This is a genomic window from Rathayibacter sp. VKM Ac-2856 (genome assembly GCF_013205055.1).
Classification (GTDB): Bacteria; Actinomycetota; Actinomycetes; order Actinomycetales; family Microbacteriaceae; genus Rathayibacter.
On the sequence record NZ_JABMLF010000001.1, the window covers coordinates 739,505 to 759,265 of the forward strand.

Below are 19,761 nucleotides of genomic sequence, written 5' to 3' on the forward strand. Positions count from 1 at the left end.
CCGCGGGCGGTCAGCGGGCGGTGCCGCCCGCGACCGTGATGCGCCGGTCGAAGGCGAGGGACGCGGGGACGCGGTGCGCGATCAGCAGCACCGTGCGTCCCGACGCCGCTCGGAGCAGATCGGCGAGCAGCGCATCGGCGACCGGCGCGTCCACCGAGGCGGTCGGCTCGTCGAGCACCAGCACGTCGAAGTCCGCGAGCAGCGCCCGCGCGAGCGCCAGCCGCTGCGCCTGCCCGCCGGAGACGAGCGAGCCGCGCTCGCCCACCCGCGCATCGAGTCCGCCGCGCGCTGCGGTCCAGGAGGCGAGGCCCACCCGCTCGAGCACGCCCAGGAGCACCGCGTCGTCGGCCTCGGGGCGGGCGAAGAGCAGGTTCTGCCGGATCGTGTCGTCGAAGAGGTAGGGCTGCTGCTCGAGCAGGCCGACGAGGCGCCGCAGCTCGGCCTGCGGGAGGGTCCGCGCCTCCACGCCCCCGATGCGGTACGAACCGGTGTGGTCGAGGAAGCGGACGAGGGCGTGCGCGAGCGTCGTCTTGCCCGAGCCGCTGCCGCCCGTGACGAGGATCCGCTCGCCGGCCCGCAGGTCGAGCGAGACGCCGGTGAGCGCGGGGACGGGGCTTCCCGGCCAGCGGACGGAGAGATCGCGGAGGACGATGTCGCGGCCGGCCGGGATCGCCGCCGCCGGGTCCACGTCGTCGTCGGTCGCCAGCGCGGGCGAGGACGCCTGCACGTCGAGGTCGGCGAGGCGCTGCGCACTGGACAGCGCGGAGCGGGCGCTCTGCACGGCGAGCGGAGCCGCGGCGGCGACCTCGAACACGGCGAGCGGCACCAGGGCGAGCACCCCGAGGGCAGGACCGCCGAGCTCGTCGACCGCCGGGATCCCGAGGGCGAGGCCGGCCCACACGGCACCGCCGGCGCAGAGCGCGAGGACGGCCGCGGCGAGTCCGACCGACGCGGCGCGGCGACGGGCGGCCCGCGTCAGCGCGCCCTCCGCCTCCGCGACGTCGGCGACGGCCGCCTCGGCGGCGTCGAAGGCGATCAGCACGTCGAGCCGGGTCACCAGCAGGTTCAGGCGCTCGGCCAGCTCGCCGCGCAGCGGGGCGAGCTCGCGGTCGGCGCGCGCCGAGACCAGCCCGGCGCCGAGCGCTCCCCCGACGAACGCGAGGACCAGCAGGCCGAGCAGCACCGCCCCCATCGCGGGGAGGAGCATCCACACGCCCACGACCGCCGCGGCGGACACGACGGCCGAGACGAGCAGCGGCTGCACGATCCGCAGGGGCACGTCCTGCTGCGCGTCGACGTCGGATACTACGCGCGAGACCAGGTCGCCCCGCCGCACCCGGCCGAGCCCGTCGGGGGCCACCGGCACCAGCCGCTCGTAGACGCCGGCCCGCAGCTCGGCCAGCGCGCGGAACGCCGCGTCGTGCCCGGCCAGGCGCTCGAGGTAGCGGAAGAAGGCCCGGGCGAGCGCGAACGCGCGGACGCCGACGACGGCCAGGGAGAGGAAGAGGATGGGCGGCTGCTCGGCCGCCCGCACGATCAGCCACGCCGAGCAGGCGAGCAGGGCGACGATCGACGCGGAGGACAGCAGGCCGAAGGAGAGCCCCGGGAGGAAGCGGCGCGGTGCCGGCATCGCCGCCCGCAGCACGTCGGCGCGGTTCACCGGAGCACCGCCTCGGCCGGTGCGAGCGCGAGGACGGCGTCGGCGGCCGCGATCGTCGCGGGGCGGTGCGTCGCGACCAGCACGACGACGCCCTCGTCCGCGAGGGTGCGCAGGCCTTCGAGCAGCACGCGCTCCGACTCGTCGTCGAGCGCCGCGGTCGGCTCATCGAGCGCCAGCACCGCGCAGTGGCGCTCGAGCACGCGGTGCACGGCCCGCGCCACGGCCACCCGCGCGGCCTGACCGCCGGAGAGGCCCGTGCCGTCGGCGTCGATCCGACGGGCGGGATCGAGCGCGAGGCCGGCGATCGCGAGCGCCCGGGCGACGCGCTCGGGGTCGGGCGAGCGCGAGCCGAGCGCCACGTTCGAGCCCACCGTCCCGGGCAGGAGGTCCGCCCGCTGCCCGGACCAGGCGAGCCAGCCGCGGTCGGAGGAGCCGTCGACCGGCTCTTCCCCGAGGGTCAGGCGTCCGGTCGCGGGGGCGAAGCCGGCGAGGGCCGCCAGGAGGGTCGACTTGCCCGCGCCGCTCGGGCCGGTCAGCGCGGTGATCGACCCGGCCGGCAGGACGGCGACGACCGGCGCGAGGACACGCCCCTCCCCGTCGTCCACGGCGAGACCGCGCAGCTCCAGCGCTCCCCCGCTCGCGGGCGCCGGCGTGCGGGCCGGCACCGCCGCAGCGGCCTCGATGATCGCGAAGGCCTCGTCGGCGGCCTGCACGCCGTCGGCCGCGGCGTGGAACTCGGCGCCGACCTGCCGCACCGGCAGGAACACGTCCGGCGCCAGGACGAGCACGAACAGTCCGATCGCCAGCCCGAGCGAGCCGTCGACGAGCCGCAACCCGATCGACACCGCGACGAGCGCGACCGAGAGCGAGCCCGCCAGCTCGAGGACGAAACTGCTGACGAAGGTGACGCGCAGCACCTTCATGGTGTGCACGCGGTAGTCCTCGGTCAGCGCGCGGATGCGGGCGCCCTGCCGCTCCGCCCGGCCGAAGATCTTCAGCGTGGCCAGCCCGCCGACGGTATCGACGAAGCCCGAGGCGAGCGCCTGCAGCCGGCTCCACTGCGTCTTCTGCACCGCCTGGGTCGCCCAGCCGATCAGCACCATGAACACCGGGATGAGCGGCAGCGTGACCACGAGGAAGAGGGCGCTGAGCGGATCGGCGAGGAAGACCACGAGCGTCAGGATCGGCGTGGTGACGGCGGTGGCGATCAGCTGCGGCAGGTAGCGGACGAAGTAGCCGTCGAGCGCGTCGAGGCCGCCGCCGAGCAGCGCGACCACTCCCCCCGACCCGCCGGAGCGGTGCGCCGGACCGAGCGCGACGAGCGCCGCGAGGACCGCGGAGCGCAGCTGCGCCTTCGCCCCGGCTCCGCCCCGCGCCGCGTTGACCTCGACGGCCCACGCCAGCACGGAGCGCAGCACGACCACGCCGAGCAGGGCCGTGAGCGACGGTGCGAGCTCAGCGGCCGAGCGCCCGTCGACCGCACCGGCGACCAGCTGCGCGACCAGCCATGCGAAGGCGACGGCGGCCGCCGTGCGGACGAGCGCGAGCGCCCCGCCGAGGGCGAGGAACAGCCGCGCGGCGCGGGCGTAGCGGAGCAGTCGGGGGTCGAGGGGCTTCACGGTCGCGATCGGTCAGTGCGCGTCGACCGGGATGTGGGTCCGGGTGATGCGCTTGCGGAAGATCCAGTAGGTCCAGGCCTGGTAGCCGACGATGAGCGGCACGAAGACCAGCGCCGTCCAGCTCATCACCGTCAGGGTATAGGGCGTGCTCGAGGCGTTCTCGATGGTGAGGCTGTTCGCGACGACGTTCGAGGCGGGCATCACCGCCGGGAAGAGCGTGGTGAACAGCGCGAGGACCGCGAGGGCGATCGTGCCGGCGAGAAGGGCGAAGGCGCGACCCTCCCGGCCGCGGAGGTTCGCGACCCAGGCGAGCACCAGCGCGGTCGCGGCGGCGATCGAGAGCAGCCACGAGGGTCCGCTCCCCTGCGCGAGGTTCGTCCAGCCGAGGAACACCGCGGCGACGACGATGGTCAGCAGTCCCGCCCGGGTCGCCAGCCGGCGCGCCCGCTCGCGGATCTCGCCGTCGGTCTTGAGCGAGACGAAGACGACGCCGTGGGTGAAGAAGAGCAGGAGCGTGGTCGCGCCGCCGAGCAGGGCGTACGGGTTCAGCAGGTCGAGGACGGTGCCGATGTAGTTGTGGTCCGCGTCCAGCGGCACGCCCTGCACGATGTTCGCGAAGGCGACGCCCCAGAGGAAGGCGGGCAGGGCGGAGCCGGCCACGATCATCCGGTCGAACCGATTCTTCCAGGCGGCCTCCGGGCGCTGGTGCCGGTACTCGAACGAGACGCCGCGGGCGATCAGCGCGAGCAGGATCAGCAGCAGCGGCAGGTAGAAGCCGCTGAAGAGCGTCGCGTACCACTCGGGGAACGCGGCGAACATCGCCGCTCCGGCGACGATGACCCAGGTCTCGTTGAGGTCCCAGACCGGCCCGATCGTGTTGATCAGGACGCGGCGGTCGGTGTCGTCGCGGCCGAGGAACGGCAGCGACATGCCGACGCCGAAGTCGAAGCCGTCGAGCACGAAGTAGCCGATGAAGAAGGCGGCGACGATCCAGAACCAGAGCGTGGCCAGATCGAGGGATCCGAGGTCCATGTGCGCGTTCCTTCCTCTAGTAGACGGTGCCGACGAGCTGCGGGCGACCGCTCTCCTCGTCGATCTCGGGCGCGTCGTCGGGGCCGGCCTGCGCCGCCCGCTTGATCAGCCGGAACTCGACGACGGCGAGCGTGCCGTAGATCGCGGTGAAGGCGACGAGCGAGATGAGCACCTCGAGGCCGCTGACGCCGGGCGAGACGCCGTCCGCCGTCTTGAGCAGGCCGAAGACCAGCCAGGGCTGCCGGCCCATCTCGGTGAAGACCCAGCCGACGATCATCGCGAGCAGCGGCAGCGGGGCCGCCCAGATCGCGATCCGCCACATCCACTGCTTCGGCTCGCGGCCCTTGCGGGTGAACCAGAGGCCGGCGGCGGCGACGCCGATGGCGAGGACGCCGAGCGCCATCATCCAGCGGAACGACCAGTAGGTGACCCAGATGATCGGCGTGTAGTCGCCGGGGCCGTAGACGGCGCTGTACTGCGCCTGCAGGTCGTTGATGCCCTCGACGGTGCCGGTGAAGGTGTGGGTGGAGAGGAAGGAGAGCAGGTACGGGATGCGGATCGAGAAGAGCTCGCTCGAGCCGTCCGGCGTGCCCCAGGTGAAGATCGAGAAGGAGGCGTCGACACCGGTCGAGGTCCGGTAGAGCGCCTCGGCGGCCGCCATCTTCATCGGCTGCGTGTCGACCATCGCGAGGCCGAGCGAGTCGCCTGTGAAGAGGGTGAGCCCCCCGCTGATCAGCATCATCCAGGCGCCGAAGCGCAGCGCCGGGCGCATGGTCTCGAGGTGCTGGTTGCGCGACAGGTGGTACGCGGCGACGCTGATGATGACGGCGGCCGAGACCATGAAGCAGGCGAAGATCGTGTGCGGGAACGCGGCGAGCGCGACCTTGTTGGTGAGCAGGGCCCAGATGTCAGTGAGCTCGGCGCGGCCCTTGGCCTCGTTGATCCGGAAGCCGACCGGGTTCTGCATGAAGGCGTTCGCCGCGATGATGAAGTAGGCCGACAGTGTCGTGCCGAGCGTGGTGAGCCAGATCGTCGCGAGGTGCAGCTTCGCCGGGAGCTTGTCCCAGCCGAAGATCCACAGGCCGATGAACGTCGCCTCGAGGAAGAACGCGAGCAGACCCTCGAACGCGAGCGGGGCGCCGAAGACGTCGCCGACGAAGCGGGAGTAGTCGCTCCAGTTCATCCCGAACTGGAACTCCTGGACGATGCCGGTGACGACGCCCATCGCGAAGTTGATCAGGAAGATCTTCCCGAAGAACTTCGTCAGCTGCAGGTAGTGCACGCGTCCGGTGCGCACCCAGCAGGTCTGGAAGATCGCCACCGTGAGCGCCATGCCGATCGTGAGCGGCACGAAGAGGAAGTGGTAGATCGTCGTCAGGCCGAACTGCCAGCGCGACAGGAGGAGCGGATCCAGGAGTTCGTTCACAGCCCCGAGCCTAGGTCGGCTCGGGGGGCCGAACAGGCTCGGATCCCAGTACTGGAGCGGATGTGCGGGCCTCAGGAGCCCCTCGGCGACCCCCTTCCCGGGGCCCTCGCCGGGGACTCGTGGACACCCTCCCGCCGGCGATCGCTCGACGTCGAGACAGAGCGTCTCGACGTCGAGGAAGTCGTCCGCGCCGGTCCTGGTCGACAGCGCTCGAGGCCGTCAGCAGGCTCGCGAGGGGACTCTCGACGGCGAGGAATCGGGCTGGGCCGCGAAGGGTGAGAAAAACCGCCAACAACTCCCAGCGATTCCACAGCTGAGGCGGTGCCCAAGGTGCGCGGTGGGAAAGCGTGCGCGGCGGTCCGTGCCGCTCGCGGCTCCTGCTCGGCCGCGCCCCCTACGATCGAGGAATGCCGAGCAAGGGGAGCTACGCCAAGGGCGTCGCGAAACGCGAGGAGATCCTGCAGACCGCCCTCGAGGTGTTCTCGCGGCAGGGGTACCGCAAGGCCTCGCTGCGCGAGATCTCGGAGGAGGTCGGCCTGACGCAGGCGGGGCTCCTGCACTACTTCGACTCGAAGGAGGAGCTCTTCGCCGAGGTCCTCCGCAAGCGCGACGACACCGACCGCGCCGTCTACGACCTCGAGCAGAAGGGCGACCAGGCGATCGAGGAGGTCGTCCGGCTGATCCGCCACAACAGCGAGGTGCCGGGCCTCGTCCACCTCTACGCGACCCTCTCCGCCGACGCCACCGACGAGTCGCACCCCGCGCACGAGTTCTTCGTCGAGCGGTACCGCACCGTCAACGACGTCTTCGCCGCCCGCGTCCGCGAGGACCAGAGCGACGGCCTCATCGCCGCCGACATCGATCCCGAGCTCGCGGCGAAGATGATCACCGCGCTGTCCGACGGTCTGCAGGTGCAGTGGCTCCTCGACGACCAGGTCGACATGGGCTCGATCGTCGAGACCTTCTGGTCGCTGCTCAAGCGGGTCCGCTGACGTGAGCGAGCGCACCCGGCCGTGAACGACGCTCTGACCGGCATCCTCGCCTTCGTCGTGAGCGTGCCGCCCGTCTGGCGGACCCTGCTCGCGGGCCTCGCCGTCTTCTTCGAGACGACGATCCTCGCCGGGCTGATCGTGCCGGGCGACACGATCGTGATCGTCAGCGCGACCGGGGTCACCTCTCCCCTGCAGTTCGTCGCCCTCGCGATCACCGTGATCATCGGCGCGCTCTGCGGCGAGTCGGTGGGCTTTTACCTCGGCCGCTGGTTCGGCCCGCGGATCCGGGCCTCCCGGCTCGGCCGGCGCCTCGGCGAGAAGAACTGGCTGCGCGCCGAGCGCTACCTCGCGCGCCGCGGCGGCATCGCCGTCTTCCTCTCGCGCTTCCTCCCGGTGCTGCACTCGCTCATCCCCCTCACGGTCGGGATGAGCGGCATGAGCTACCGCACGTTCATGGCCTGGACGACACCCGCGTGCATCGTCTGGTCGTTCGCCTACGTCGGCGTCGGCGCCGCCGCGGCCGGCGGCTACCGCGAGCTGTCGGACAGCCTGCACTACGCCGGGTACCTCTTCGTCGGAGCGATCGTGGTCTTCGTGCTGATCGTCTTCGGCGTGAAGAAGCTGCTCTCACGCGCGGAGGCGCGTCACCTCGACGAGTGACGCGCCTCCGGGCGTGAGCGGGTGGGCTCAGCCGATGAGGTCGGCGGAGGTGAGCCACTCGGTCGCGATGGCCGCGGCCGACTTCTGCTCGTTGACGCTCTCGGCGTTCAGCGCGACGAGGTCCTCGGCGGTCAGCTTCGCGCTGACCTCGTTCAGGATCTCGGCGGCGTCGTCGTCGACCTTGTCGGAGACGATCGGCACCACGTTGTCCGCGACGAACAGGCCGTCGGGGTCGGCGAGGGGCAGCAGGTCGTTCGACTCGATGTTCGGGTCGGCGGTGTAGATGTTCGCCATCTGGATCTGGTTGCTGGTCAGCGCGTCGACGGTCGTCGATCCGCCGCTGTCCTCGATCGCCTGGAACGTCGTGGTGATGCCGTACTTCGACTGGAGCGCGTCGGGCCCGTAGGGGCGCGTCTGCAGCTCGGAGTTGCCGCCGAGCACGATCGTGTCGGTGACGTTCTTGAGCGAGGCGATGTCGGTCAGGTTCCACTGGTCGGCGAAGGCCTGGGTGACCGTGTAGGAGTTCTGGTCGCTCGCGTCCGCGGCGTCGAGCGCGCGCAGGCCGTCGGGCAGGGCCTCGGTGAGCGCCGAGTAGACGTCGTCGGCCGTGGTCGCGGTCGTGTCCGGCTCCAGCGCCTGCAGGAGGCTGCCGCCGTACTCGGGGAAGACGTCGATCGAGCCGCTCTCGATCTCGGGCAGGTAGATCTCGCGCTGACCGATGCGGAAGTCGCGCTGCACGGTCATCCCCCCGTCCTCGAGGGCCTGAGCGTAGATCTCCGCGATGATCTCGTTCGAGTAGTAGTCCTGCGAGCCGATGACGATGGTGTCGCCGCCGGCGGTCGCTCCCGATCCTTCGTCGAGCGGATCGCTGGACGAGCACCCTGCCAGTGCCACGACGGCACCGACCGCGAGTGCGCTGAGCGCGACACGGCCCTTCTTGGTTGCTGTGAACATCACTTATTTCCCTTCTTCGATGGGGATTCCCACCACCGCGCGTCGTCGGAGTGACGGAGCGCGGAAACCTGCCTTGCCGGTCGAGACGCGGCCGAGACCGACCACGACGCCGCGGGGCACGGCGACCCGCTGGAGGATCGCGAACAGCACCTCGCTGAGCAGCGTCAGCGCGATCACGATGATCGAGCCCGCGAGCATCTGCGGGTAGTCGCCCGCCTTCACGCCCTGAAAGATGTAGTGGCCGAGGCCGCCTGAGCCGATGTAGTCGGCGAGCGTCGCCGTCGCGATGATCTGCAGCGTCCCGACGCGCAGACCGCCGATCAGCAGCGGCAGTCCCAGCGGGATCTCGACCCGGGTCAGGATCTGCCACTCGGTCATGCCCACGGCGCGGGCGGCGTCGACTGTGCGGCGGTCGACGGCCTCGAGACCGGAGTAGGCGCCCGCGAGGATAGACGGGATCGCCAGGATCACCAGCGCGATCAGCGGTGCGCCGAGCCCGAGGCCCAGGCTCATCGCCGCGAGGACGAGCACGCCGAGCGTGGGCAGGGCGCGGAGCCCGCCGGCGACGGGGACGGCGATGCCCTTGCCCTTGCCGGTGTGCCCGATCAGGTAGCCGATCGGGATCGCGATGGCGGCGGCGAGGACCAGCACGAGGAGGCTGATGCCGAGGTGCTGCGCGACACGGGTCGGGATGCCGTAGACGCCCTCCCAGTGCGCCGGATCGCCGATCCAGGCGAAGGCCTCTGCGATGAGGTTCATGCGGTCACCGCCTTCTCGACGCGCTGGGCTCTGCGGGAGCGGGCCCGATCGAGCGCGGTCCACGGCATGAGCAGTCGGCCGAGCAGCACGAGCAGGCCGTCGAGCACGAGGGCCAGCGCGATGGTGAGGACGATGCCGGTGATGATCTCGCCCTGGATGCCGCGCTGGAAGCCGTCGGTGAAGAGCAGGCCGAGGCTCTGGATGCCGAGCACCGCGCCGACCGTGACGAGGCTGACGGTGCTCACCGTGACGACCCGGAGGCCGGAGAGCAGGACCGGGCCGGCGAGCGGGAACTCGACCTTCCAGAACCGCGCCCAGCCGGAGTAGCCCATCGCCGTCGCAGACTGGGTCACGTCCTCCGACACCGCGGAGAGCGCGTCGGAGGCGGTCCGCACCATCAGCGCGACGCCGTAGAGGGTCAGGCCGATGATGACGTTCGCCGTGGAGCGGAGCGGGATGCCGAGCAGCGCCGGCAGGAGGATGAACATCGCGAGGGACGGGATCGCGTAGAGCACGCCGAGACCGGTGAGCAGCGTGCCGCGGCTCCAGCGGTAGCGGTTCGCGATCCAGCCGAACGGCAGCGCGATGACGAAGCTGAGCAGGATCGGCGGCACCGACAGCGCGAGATGCGCCAGCAGGTTCGCGACGATCTGATCGGTGTTGTTGACGACCCAGTTCACGCGTCGACGCCGTCCTGGGGGCGCAGGACGCCGGTCGTCCGCCCGTCCGCGTCGACCACGATCCGCGCGCCGTCGCGCACCTCGATCGAGAGCGAGCGCTTGCCGCGGTCGGCGCCGACGAAGCCCGCCACGAACTCGCTGGCGGGATTCGCCAGGATCTCGGCGGGCGAGCCCTTCTGCGCGATCCGGCCGCCCTTCTCGAGGATGACGACCTGGTCGCCGAGGAGGAAGGCCTCGTCGATGTCGTGGGTGACGAAGACGACCGTCTTGTCGAGCTCGTGCTGCAGGCGCAGCGTCTCGCGCTGGAGGTCGGCGCGCACGAGCGGGTCGACGGCGCCGAACGGCTCGTCCATCAGCAGGATGTTCGGGTCGACGGCGAGTCCGCGCGCGACTCCCACCCGCTGCTGCTGGCCACCGGAGAGCTGGCTCGGGTAGCGGGCGGCGAGCGACCGGTCGAGCCCGACCGTGTCCATCAGCTCGAGCGCGCGGGCGTGGGCGGGCTTCTTCGCCACGCCGTTCAGCCGCGGCACGGTGGCGATGTTGTCGATGACCTTGCGGTGCGGCAGGAGGCCGGAGTTCTGCATCACGTAGCCGATGCGACGCCGGAGCGCGACGGCGGGGAGGGTCGAGATGTCCTCGCCGTCGATCTCGATCGTGCCGCCGGTCGGCTCGATCATGCGGTTGATCATCCGCAGAATCGTCGTCTTGCCGCAGCCCGAGGAGCCGACGAAGACCGTGGTCTGCCGAGAGGGCAGCACCAGCGAGAAGTCGTCCACCGCCCGCGTGCCGTCCGGATACTGCTTGCTCACTCCGCGGAATTCGATCACGGTCCTGCTCTTCCCTGTCCCGTGGTCCCGGTCAGAACCTGGCGGCTAGCAAAACATCATTCGAAGACGCGTGCCAACCCGAGCGGCGCAGTGTTGCACCGGAGCGTGGAAACAGCTAGGCCCTGGACGGCCCTCGCGAACGGGTGTCGAGCCGGATCAGGCCTCAGCCTGGATCAGGCCTCGGTCCGGATCAGGCCTCGGTCTGGCCGTAGTGCATCGAGAGGTAGTTGCGCAGCAGCGCGCGGCTCTCGTCGATGAAGCGCTGGTCGCCGTGGGGGTCGATCAGGAAGGCGCGGGTGAGCATCGCGTCCGCGACCTCGATCGTGACCTCGAGGCGGAAGGACAGCTGCGCACCGCCCGGCAGGCCGTACTCGGACGCGAGGATCTCGGCGAAGCGGCGGGCGAAGAAACCCGCCTCGAACGCCTCGCCCGCGACCTCGGGGGCGTGGATCGTGTCGACGAAGCGGATGGAGCGGAAGCCGGCCTCGTTGCGGTGCATGTCGCAGAACGCGTCGATGGCGCAGTCGACGGCGCCCCACCAGTCGTCGGGGTGCTTCTCGCGGATGTCGGTGATGACCTTCTTGCGGAAGCGCTCGAGCGCCCGCTCGCGCAGCGCCTGGAGCACGGCGATCCGGTCGGGGAAGTAGCGGTAGACGGTGCCGATCGCGGCACCCGCCCGCTCGGCCACCATCGCGGTGGTCAGGCGGTCGAAGCCGACCTCGTCGACCACGGCGGCCGCGGCGTCGAGGAGGGAGGCCAGCCGGGCCGCGCTGCGGACCTGGACGGGCTCGTTGCGGACCTGGGGCGACTCCCCGAAGGGGCGATCGACGAGGTTTCCAAGCGGCACGGCGCAGCTCCTTCGGTATCGGTTTCTACAATCGTACGCACGTGAACGCGCCGTTCGCGTCGATTCACCGAAACTCTCTCGCTTTCTTCGCCCCACGTAGGGTGGGCGCGCAGCGGCACCCCAGGAGGACCCATGTGCGGACGCTTCGTCCTCTCGCAGACCAGCGCCGATCTGGTCGCTCTCTTCGACATCGACGAGCCGGGAGCGGACCTGCCCGGGCCGTCCTGGAACATCGCGCCGACGCAGCGGATCGCCGTCGTCGCCGAGTCGATGAAGGGCGTGGAGGAGGGCGAGCCGCCGCGCCGACGGCTGGCGGGTGCCCGCTGGGGACTGGTGCCGCGCGCGGCCGCGGACCCGTCGGGAGCGCCGCTCTTCAATGCGCGGATCGAGTCGGTCGCCGAGAAGCCGTCGTTCCGCGAGGCGTTCGCCGCCCGCCGCGCGATCGTCCCCGCCTCCGGCTGGTACGAGTGGCGCGTCGGCGCGGACGGCGTGAAGGCGCCGGTCTTCGTCTCGCCGGGCGGCGGCGCCCTGGTGCTGTTCGCCGGGCTGTACGAGTGGTGGCGCGCGGCGGAGCCGGGGTCGCCGTGGCTGCTGTCGGCGACGATCCTGACCCGCCCCTCGGCCGGGGCCGTGACCGACGTGCACGAGCGGATGCCGGTGCTGCTGCAGCCGGAGCTGATCGAGGACTGGCTCGATCCGCTCACCCAGGGCGACGGCTCGCTGCTGCGCGCGGTGTCCGACGGCGCGGCCGAGCTGGCGGAGGAGCTCGAGGTGCAGCGCGTCGGCGCGGCGGTCGGGACCGTCGGCACCGACGGCCCGGAGCTGATCGAGCCCGTCGAGGGCTGAGCGCGCTCCCACGAGCGGACCGGAGCGTCTGGCACACTGGGCGGATGCCGCTGACGCCTGAGAGCAAACCGATGAGCGCCGGGGCGGCCGAGGTCCTGCACCGCGCCGCACGCATCGAGGACCGCATCCACGCGCTGCGCATGCGCCGCGTGACCCGCAAGGGCTACGTGCCGCGGATCATCCCCTACACCGGCTACGGCACCGTCGAGCAGCTCCGGGTGCTCGCGCGGGTCCTCTACACCCGGCCCACTCCGCCCGGGGCCGAGGAGGTCCAGCCGGTCGAGAGCGTGCGCGGCTGGCGCAGCTTCACGAGCCTCTACATCAGCGGCGCGGTCGTCTCGGTCGCGGTGGACGGGCAGAGCCACCGGGTCGTCGCCGACCGGGGCGGGGTGATCGACGCGGACATCCCGATCACGCTCGAGCCGGGCTGGCACACCATCACCCTCACCGTCGAGGGCGGCGCACCGGTCGAGGCCCCCGTCTTCATCGTGCGGCCCGAGGCGCGGATCGGCGTGGTGTCCGACGTCGACGACACGGTCATGGTCACGGCGCTCCCCCGACCCTTCGTCGCCGCCTGGAACACCTTCGTGCTCGACGAGCACGCGCGGATGCCCACGCCCGGGATGGCGGTCTTCCTCGACCGCTTCTCGCGCCAGAACCAGGGCTCGCCCGTCATCTACCTCTCCACCGGCGCGTGGAACGTGGCGCCGGCGCTGACGCGCTTCCTCTCGCGGCACCTCTACCCCGCGGGAGCACTCCTCCTCACCGACTGGGGGCCCACGCACGACCGCTGGTTCCGCAGCGGCAAGCAGCACAAGGAGGAGAACCTGCGCCGCCTGGCGGTCGAGTTCCCGGACGTGCGCTGGCTGCTGGTGGGCGACGACGGGCAGCACGACGAGGAGATCTACTCCGACTTCGCGCACGAGCACCCCGAGAAGGTCGCGGCGATCGCGATCCGCCAGCTCTCGAACGGCGAGGCGGTGCTCGCGGGCGGCCGCTCGAAGGCCGCCGACCTCTCGGAGACGAGCGGCACCCCGTGGGTCTACGCCCCGGACGGCGCCGGCATCTCGGAGCAGCTGAAGGACCTCGGGATCCTGTAGCCGGGTGCGGCTCGGCCGTGTCGGCGCGCGGAACCGGCGTCGACGCGTGGCGCCTGCGCGAGACTCCGAGCCGGACCTGATTCCGCGAGCCGGAGCTCATTCCGCGAGCCGGAGCTGATTCCGCGAGCCGAAGGTGCTCGAGGGCGGACTTCGACTCGCGAGAACCGCCTCGGCACGCGGAAATCCCGCGAAACCACGAGCCGGAGGGCGAAACACGAGCCGGAGATCCTCCCGCCGGAGGTTCGGCTCGTGGAAACCGCCTCGGCACGCAGAAACCGTGCGAAACCACGAGCCGAAGGCCGAATCACGAGCCGAAGCTCATCCCGCCTGAGGTGGTCGGCTCGCGGAAACGTCCTCGGCACGCGGAAACCCCGCAGAACGACGAGCCGGAGATGATCTCGCGTGCCGAACGTCCTCCCACCCGAGGTTCGGCTCGCGAAAACCGCCCCGGCACGCGGAAACCCCGCAGAACCACGAGCCGGAGGGCGAATCACGAGCCGGAGATCCTCGCGCCTGAGGTTCGGCTCGCGGAAACCGCCTCGGCTCGCGGAAACGGGGCGGAATCGCGAGCCGGAGGGCGAATCGCGAGCCGAATGTCGTCAGGCGGGAGGTTCGGCTCGCGGAGACCACCTCGGCACGCGGGATCCGGCATGAATCGCGAGCCGGAGGTGGTTTCGCGAGCCGGAGGTACCGGAGTGGCGGAGGGTTGAGAGGCGGAGGGGCGGCGCCGAACGACGGAGGCCGCCCGCTCCCGGTGGGGAGGGGCGGCCTCGGACGTGGGGAGGGACTACGCCTGGTGCGCGGCCTGGAGGTCGAGGGTGATGGTGACCTTCTCGCCGATGAGCACGCCACCGGTCTCGAGGGCGGCGTTGTAGGTGAGGCCGAAGTCGGTGCGGTCGATGGTCGCCTTGGCGGTCAGACCGGCCTTGTAGTTGCCGTAGGGGTCGGAGCCGAAGCCGCCGAACTCGACCTCGAAGGTCACGGGCTTGGTGACGTCCTTGATGGTGAGCTCGCCGTCGACGAGGAAGTCGTCGCCGTTCGCGCGGACCGCGGTCGAGACGAAGTGGATCGAGGGGTACTTCTCGGCCTCGAAGAAGTCGCCGGTGCGGAGGTGGCCGTCGCGGTTGGGCTCGTTGGTGTTGATGGAGGCGACCTCGGCGGTGGCCTCGACCTTGGAGTCCAGCGGGTTCTCACCGGTGGTGAAGGTGGCGGTGAAGCGCTCGAACTTGCCCTTGACCTTGCTGATCATCAGGTGGCGGACGCTGAAGCCGACCTCGCTGTGCGTGGGGTCGATGACCCAGGTGCCGGCGCGGTATCCGGGGATGGTGGTGGTGTCGCTCATGATTTCTCCTCGAGAGTGTGAATCGCGCGGGAAGCTCGTCCCCGTCCGGTGCATGCAAGCGCATCGACGAGTCGAGTATTCCATGTAGCGACAACCTTTTTCGACCGTGTCACCCGGATCGTCGCGAGATGGTCACTTCCGGGCCGTCCCGGACCCGCGGACGGGGGTCGTCGCCCGGCAGCGCCGAGCACCCGACACCCGGCGAGTCAGCGGCCGGCGGCCGGCTCCGCCTCGCGCGCCGGGTTGCGGATGCCGATCAGCGACACCACTCCCCCGGCGAACAGCAGCACTGCGGTGGCGATCGCCGCGCGGGTGAAGCCCTCCGCGTCCAGGCTGTCGCCGACGATCAGCGATGTGGCGGCGATCGCGACCAGCCCGGCGATCCGCGACACGGCGTTGTTGACGGCGGAGCCGACTCCGCTGTGCCGGCTGTCCACCGCACCGAGGATGGTCGAGGTCAGCGGGGCCACGGTGATCGCGAGGCCGAGCCCGAACAGCAGGATCCCGGGCAGCAGCTGCGTCGCGTAGTCGGCGGGCGGGCGGACGCCGGCCAGCAGCAGGAAGCCGACTCCGGCGATCAGCGGGCCGACGCCCATGAACAGCCGCGGCCCGAACCGCGCCGAGAGCGAGCCGGCGACCTGCGAGAGCAGCAGGAGCAGGATCGTCGGCGGCAGGGTGGCGAGACCGGCCAGGGTCGCCGAGAAGCCGAGGCCCTGCTGCAGGTAGAGGCCGAGGCCGAAGAAGCCGAACGACAGCGCGCCGTAGACGAAGGCGGTCGAGACGTTGCCGACCGTGAAGTTGCGGGAGGCGAACAGCGAGAGCGGGAGCATCGGATCCGCCGTCCGCCGCTCCCAGATCACGAAAGCGACGAGCGCCGCCAGTCCGCCGATCAGGGCGACGAGCACCAGCGGGTTCCCGAAGCCCAGCCGCTCCTGCTCGATCAGCGCGAAGACCGGTCCGCCGAGGCCGACGACGCCGAGCACCGCGCCGACGCCGTCGATCGGCACGCGCGTGCCCGAGTCGACGTGGCCGAGCCGGCGCAGCAGCACCAGCGTGACGAGGATGGGGAGGAGGTTGAGCGCGAAGACGTAGCGCCACGAGCCCGCGTCCACGAGCAGGCCGCCGATCACCGGGCCGGCGATCGTCGCCGTGCCGGTCCACGCTGTCCACGCGCCGATCGTCTTCGCCTGGGCCGGCCCGCGCACGGTGGCGATGATCAGCGCGAGCGAGCTGGGCACGAGGATCGCGCCCGCCGCACCCTGCAGCATCCGCGCCACGATCAGCACCTCGGCCGTCGGCGCGAGCGCGCAGAGGAGGGAGGTCACGCCGAAGCCGATCAGGCCGATCGTCATGCTCCGCGCCCGCCCGATCCGGTCGGCCAGCGAGCCGGCGACGAGGATCAGGGCGCCGAGCGTGATCAGGTAGCCGTCGACCACCCACTGCTGCACGGCCAGGCCGCCGCCGAGCTCGCGGGTGATCGCGGGCAGCGCGACGTTGACGACGGTGCCGTCCAGGAAGGCCACGAAGGAGGCGAGGATCGCGACCACGAGCACGGCTCGGGGGCGGGTGGTGGCGGGGTCCGCGGGGGTGCTCATCGCTGCTGCCGGCTCATCCGCTCACCGTACTCCGGGGCGACCCGGCGCACGGCGGCACCGCGGATGCAGACTCGTCGCCTACTCTCGTAGCCATGTCTGCGCAAGGAACCGCCCGCAGCGGCATGCTCGCCCGCGTCCTCGGTGTCGTCGGAGCGAGCCTGGCCGGAGGGCTGCTGATCACCGTCGGCGTCACTCCCGCCCTGGCCGTCACCGGCCTCGCCGCCAACAACCCGATCGGCCTCTTCGAGACCGTCCCCGAGTACCTCGAGCTGGGCCAGCTGGCGCAGAAGACCGAGATCTACGCGAAGAACGCGGACGGGACGGACGGCCTCCTCGCCTCCTTCTACGCGCAGAACCGCGAGGAGGTCGCCTTCGACCAGGTCAGCCAGTTCGTGAAGGACGCGGCCGTCTCGACCGAGGACCCGCGCTTCTACGAGCACGGCGGCGTCGACCTGCAGGGCACCATCCGCGCCGTGCTGAGCAACGTGGTCGGCGGCGATCTGCAGGGCGGGTCCTCGATCACCCAGCAGTACGTGAAGAACGTCCTCGTGCAGAAGGCCGAGGCGCTCAGCGACACGGACGCCGCCGCCTCGCAGGCCGCGTACGACGAGGCGACCGCGACGACTCCCGCGCGCAAGCTCAAGGAGATGAAGCTCGCCGTCGACCTCGAGAAGAAGTACAGCAAGGACGACATCCTGCTGGGCTACCTCAACATCGCCGGCTTCGGCGGCCAGGTCTACGGGATCCAGGCCGCGGCCGAGTACTACTTCTCCAGCACCGCGGCGTCCCTCTCGCTCGCCCAGGCCGCCAGCCTGATCGCGACCGTGAACAACCCCAACGGCCTGCGCATCGACGAGCCCGAGAACATCCCGGAGAACAAGGTCCGGCGCGACTACGTCCTGGACCGGATGCTCGAGGAGGGGAAGATCTCGCAGGCCGACCACGACGCGGCGGTCGCCGAGGAGGTCGTCCCCGCGATCACGCAGACGCCCACGGGCTGCCAGCAGGCCGGCAACGCCGCCTTCTTCTGCGACTACGTGACCCGCGTCATCCAGAACGACCCCGCCTTCGGCGACGACGAGAACACCCGCTTCGCCAACTTCCAGCGCGGCGGCTACAAGATCTACACGACGCTCGACCGCGAGCTCCAGGACGTCGCCACGGCGGCCACGAACGAGTGGGTGCCGAAGACCCCGATCGACGACGTCAACATCGGCAGCTCGACGCTCTCGATGGAGGTCGGCACCGGGCGGGTCCTGGCGATGGTGCAGAACAAGGACTACGACGCGGCCGGCTCGGTCAACGGCGAGAACTTCTCCGCGATCAACTTCAACGCCGACACGGCCTACGGCGGCTCCGCCGGCTTCCAGGTGGGCTCGACCTACAAGATCTTCACCCTCGCGCAGTGGATCGCCAACGGCCACACCATCTACGAGACGGTCAACGGCCGCGAGCGGACCTTCACCGAGTTCCCCTCCTCCTGCGAGCCGAGCGGGGAGTGGAACGGCACCTTCGCCGTCGGCAACGACGAGGACGAGAACGGCACCTTCAGCGTGCTCCAGGGCACGATGCGCTCGATCAACACCGTCTTCGTCGCGATGGCGCAGCAGCTCGACCTCTGCGCGATCCGGGACCAGGCCGCCGCCTTCGGTGTGAAGACCGCGTCCGGAGCACCGCTCACGCCCTCGCCGGCGGCGATCCTCGGCTCGGCCGATCAGATCGCGCCGATCTCGATGGCGACCGCCTTCGCCGGCTTCGCCAACAACGGCACCGCCTGCACGGCGATCGCCATCGACGCGATCACCGATTCGACCGGGGTCGGCGTCCAGGCGCCGGTCTCGACCTGCACCCAGGCGCTCTCCCCCGAGCTCACCGCCGTCGCCAACGACGCGCTGCAGGACGTGGTGACGAGCGGTACCGCGGCCGCCTCCGACCCGGAGGACGGCATCGAGCACATCGGCAAGACCGGCACGACCGACGACGCCGTGCACACCTGGATGGACGGGGCGTCCAGCCGCGTCGCGACCGTGGTCTGGGTCGGCAACATCGTCGGCGACGCGTCGATGCGCCGCGTCGCCGTCCGCAGCACCGAGACGAACGCCCGCGCCTACGCCTCGAACCTGCGCCACTACATCTGGAACGCCGTGATGACCCGCGCGGATGAGAAGTACGGCGGAGACGACTTCGCGGACCCGAGCAGCGCGCTGCTGAACGGCCGCCAGATCGCCGTGCCGAACGTGACCGGGCAGTCCGTCGACGACGCGACCGAGGTGCTCGAGGACCTGGGCTTCGACGTCGAGGAGGGCGCCACCGTCGACTCCGCGACTCCCGCGGGGACCGTCGCCGGGACCGATCCGGGCGCCGGGACGACGATCGCCCGCTACTCGAGCATCACGCTGCTCGTGAGCAACGGCGCCCTGGTGCCCGCTCCCGAGACGCAGGCGCCCGCGCCGTCCGGCTCGGCGACTCCGGCTCCCACGGCCGAGCCGACCGTGGTGCCGACCGCGACGCCGACGGCCGTCCCGACCGCGACGCCCACCGTCACTCCCACCGCGGACGTCGACCAGTGAGCGGCTTCGACCCGGGCTTCCTCGGCGTCCCGCTCGCGGCGCCCCGACCGCTCGGCGGCCGCGTGGTGCGGGAGCTCCCGTACACGCACTTCGAGGTGCTCCTCGACCCGGAGCGACGCCTCGCGCTCTCGACCGCGGTGAACATCGACGGCGCCCGGCTGCTCGACCTCGGCCGCGGCGACGACTGGCACCTGGACGATCGCGTCCCCGCCAGCGAGCAGACCGGTCCGGAGGTGTACGCGCGGAACGACTTCGACCGCGGGCATCTCGTCCGCCGTCGCGATCCCGTCTGGGGCGAGCCGGCCGAAGCGCGCGCGGGCAACGTGGACAGCTTCTGCTACACGAACGCAGCTCCGCAGGCGAGCGGCTTCAACCAGTCGAAGGAGCTCTGGCTCGGCCTCGAGGACCTGGTGCTCGAGTACGCGCAGGCGAACCGCGCCCGGATCGACGTCCTCACCGGCCCGGTCCTGGGCGACGGCGACCCGGTCTACCGCGGCGTCGGCATCCCGCTCCGGTTCTGGAAGATCGCGGCCTGGAGCCCCGACGGCGAGACGCTCGCGGCGAGCGCGTACCTCCTCGACCAGACCGAGCTGGTGCAGCGCATCGTCGCCGGCGAGGACCGCGAGGGCCTGGCCCCGCTCGGCGCCTATCGGACCTTCCAGGTCTCCGTGGCGAGCCTGGGCGAGCCGACGGGCCTCGATCTCGACGCCCTCGCCGCCGTCGACGTCCTGGGCGCCGCGGGTGCTCGGGCGGAGGCACCGCGCGAGCTGCGCACGGCCGAGGACGTCGCCCGCGGACTGACCATCCGCTGAGACCCGGCCGCCCGCCGACCCGCCCATCTACCCGCCGCCG

The 19,761-nt window shown here is 71.4% G+C and carries 17 protein-coding genes; 6 read left to right on the forward strand and 11 right to left on the reverse strand.

Going from position 1 to position 19,761, the window contains the following annotated elements; genetic code table 11:
- Positions 1–10 precede the first annotated feature (10 nt).
- From cydC to HQQ82_RS03475, 4 genes are read right to left on the reverse strand one after another with little or no spacing between them, the layout of a single operon-like run.
- Positions 11–1,660, reverse strand: coding sequence for a thiol reductant ABC exporter subunit CydC (cydC, locus tag HQQ82_RS03460; RefSeq protein ID WP_367947794.1), 1,650 nt, complete (start codon positions 1,658–1,660; stop codon positions 11–13).
- The gene (gene cydD, locus HQQ82_RS03465) at positions 1,657–3,279 is read right to left on the reverse strand and encodes a thiol reductant ABC exporter subunit CydD (RefSeq protein ID WP_173231666.1); all 1,623 of its coding nucleotides are present in this window, start codon (positions 3,277–3,279) and stop codon (positions 1,657–1,659) included. Before cydD ends, cydC begins: the two co-directional genes overlap by 4 nt.
- Positions 3,280–3,291: 12 nt before the next feature.
- Positions 3,292–4,311 (reverse strand): cytochrome d ubiquinol oxidase subunit II, encoded by a 1,020-nt coding sequence (cydB, locus tag HQQ82_RS03470; RefSeq protein WP_173231667.1) that lies wholly within the window; start codon positions 4,309–4,311, stop codon positions 3,292–3,294.
- Positions 4,312–4,327: 16 nt separating this feature from the next.
- Complete coding sequence (locus HQQ82_RS03475) at positions 4,328–5,737, reverse strand: cytochrome ubiquinol oxidase subunit I (RefSeq protein WP_173231668.1); 1,410 nt, start codon at positions 5,735–5,737, stop codon at positions 4,328–4,330.
- Between the two features lie 407 nt (positions 5,738–6,144).
- On the opposite strand from HQQ82_RS03475, the gene HQQ82_RS03480 reads away from it, so the two are divergent.
- Both HQQ82_RS03480 and HQQ82_RS03485 read left to right on the forward strand, forming a co-directional pair.
- Entirely contained in the window at positions 6,145–6,729 is a 585-nt protein-coding gene (locus tag HQQ82_RS03480; RefSeq protein WP_173231669.1) for a TetR/AcrR family transcriptional regulator, read from the forward strand.
- Positions 6,730–6,750: 21 nt separating this feature from the next.
- Positions 6,751–7,389: a DedA family protein gene (locus HQQ82_RS03485; protein ID WP_173231670.1), complete on the forward strand. Its 639-nt coding sequence runs from the start codon at positions 6,751–6,753 to the stop codon at positions 7,387–7,389.
- A gap of 27 nt (positions 7,390–7,416) precedes the next feature.
- Here the strand turns inward: HQQ82_RS03485 and HQQ82_RS03490 are convergent, their stop codons facing one another.
- From HQQ82_RS03490 to HQQ82_RS03510, 5 genes are all read right to left on the reverse strand, one after another.
- A complete protein-coding gene (locus HQQ82_RS03490; protein ID WP_173232310.1) occupies positions 7,417–8,343 on the reverse strand; it encodes an ABC transporter substrate-binding protein in 927 nt (308 codons plus the stop codon).
- 3 nt (positions 8,344–8,346) lie between these two features.
- Complete coding sequence (locus HQQ82_RS03495) at positions 8,347–9,102, reverse strand: ABC transporter permease (RefSeq protein WP_173231671.1); 756 nt, start codon at positions 9,100–9,102, stop codon at positions 8,347–8,349.
- Positions 9,099–9,782: an ABC transporter permease subunit gene (locus HQQ82_RS03500; protein ID WP_173231672.1), complete on the reverse strand. Its 684-nt coding sequence runs from the start codon at positions 9,780–9,782 to the stop codon at positions 9,099–9,101. Before HQQ82_RS03500 ends, HQQ82_RS03495 begins: the two co-directional genes overlap by 4 nt.
- Positions 9,779–10,609: an ATP-binding cassette domain-containing protein gene (locus tag HQQ82_RS03505; RefSeq protein ID WP_173231673.1), complete on the reverse strand. Its 831-nt coding sequence runs from the start codon at positions 10,607–10,609 to the stop codon at positions 9,779–9,781. The genes HQQ82_RS03500 and HQQ82_RS03505 overlap by 4 nt, the downstream gene beginning before the upstream one ends.
- Before the next feature lie 190 nt (positions 10,610–10,799).
- The gene (locus HQQ82_RS03510) at positions 10,800–11,456 is read right to left on the reverse strand and encodes a TetR family transcriptional regulator (RefSeq protein ID WP_173231674.1); all 657 of its coding nucleotides are present in this window, start codon (positions 11,454–11,456) and stop codon (positions 10,800–10,802) included.
- Between the two features lie 132 nt (positions 11,457–11,588).
- Here HQQ82_RS03510 and HQQ82_RS03515 point away from each other — a divergent pair, with 132 nt between their 5' ends.
- Positions 11,589–12,302, forward strand: coding sequence for an SOS response-associated peptidase (locus HQQ82_RS03515; protein WP_173231675.1), 714 nt, complete (start codon positions 11,589–11,591; stop codon positions 12,300–12,302).
- Positions 12,303–12,346: 44 nt separating this feature from the next.
- Positions 12,347–13,402, forward strand: a complete 1,056-nt coding sequence (locus tag HQQ82_RS03520; protein ID WP_173231676.1) for an App1 family protein — start codon at positions 12,347–12,349, stop codon at positions 13,400–13,402.
- 787 nt (positions 13,403–14,189) lie between these two features.
- Here HQQ82_RS03520 and HQQ82_RS03525 read toward each other — a convergent pair.
- Entirely contained in the window at positions 14,190–14,744 is a 555-nt protein-coding gene (locus tag HQQ82_RS03525; RefSeq protein ID WP_123445585.1) for a YceI family protein, read from the reverse strand.
- A 206-nt stretch (positions 14,745–14,950) separates the two neighbouring features.
- Entirely contained in the window at positions 14,951–16,339 is a 1,389-nt protein-coding gene (locus HQQ82_RS03530; protein WP_173231677.1) for an MFS transporter, read from the reverse strand.
- 92 nt (positions 16,340–16,431) lie between these two features.
- On the opposite strand from HQQ82_RS03530, the gene HQQ82_RS03535 reads away from it, so the two are divergent.
- On the forward strand, positions 16,432–18,909 hold the full coding sequence (locus HQQ82_RS03535; protein WP_173231678.1) for a transglycosylase domain-containing protein: 2,478 nt from the start codon (positions 16,432–16,434) through the stop codon (positions 18,907–18,909).
- Complete coding sequence (locus tag HQQ82_RS03540; protein WP_173231679.1) at positions 18,906–19,721, forward strand: DNA/RNA non-specific endonuclease; 816 nt, start codon at positions 18,906–18,908, stop codon at positions 19,719–19,721. Before HQQ82_RS03535 ends, HQQ82_RS03540 begins: the two co-directional genes overlap by 4 nt.
- Positions 19,722–19,761 lie beyond the last annotated feature (40 nt).

Excerpts from the sequence above, each read along its gene's own strand:
- cydB (WP_173231667.1), bottom strand. The coding sequence starts at position 4,311 with ATGGACCTCGGATCCCTCGATCTGGCCACGCTCTGGTTCTGGATCGTC.
- HQQ82_RS03480 (WP_173231669.1), top strand. The coding sequence starts at position 6,145 with ATGCCGAGCAAGGGGAGCTACGCCAAGGGCGTCGCGAAACGCGAGGAG.
- HQQ82_RS03490 (WP_173232310.1), bottom strand. The coding sequence starts at position 8,343 with ATGTTCACAGCAACCAAGAAGGGCCGTGTCGCGCTCAGCGCACTCGCG.
- HQQ82_RS03495 (WP_173231671.1), bottom strand. The coding sequence starts at position 9,102 with ATGAACCTCATCGCAGAGGCCTTCGCCTGGATCGGCGATCCGGCGCAC.
- HQQ82_RS03515 (WP_173231675.1), top strand. The coding sequence starts at position 11,589 with ATGTGCGGACGCTTCGTCCTCTCGCAGACCAGCGCCGATCTGGTCGCT.
- HQQ82_RS03520 (WP_173231676.1), top strand. The coding sequence starts at position 12,347 with ATGCCGCTGACGCCTGAGAGCAAACCGATGAGCGCCGGGGCGGCCGAG.
- HQQ82_RS03525 (WP_123445585.1), bottom strand. The coding sequence starts at position 14,744 with ATGAGCGACACCACCACCATCCCCGGATACCGCGCCGGCACCTGGGTC.
- HQQ82_RS03530 (WP_173231677.1), bottom strand. The coding sequence starts at position 16,339 with ATGAGCACCCCCGCGGACCCCGCCACCACCCGCCCCCGAGCCGTGCTC.
- HQQ82_RS03535 (WP_173231678.1), top strand. The coding sequence starts at position 16,432 with ATGTCTGCGCAAGGAACCGCCCGCAGCGGCATGCTCGCCCGCGTCCTC.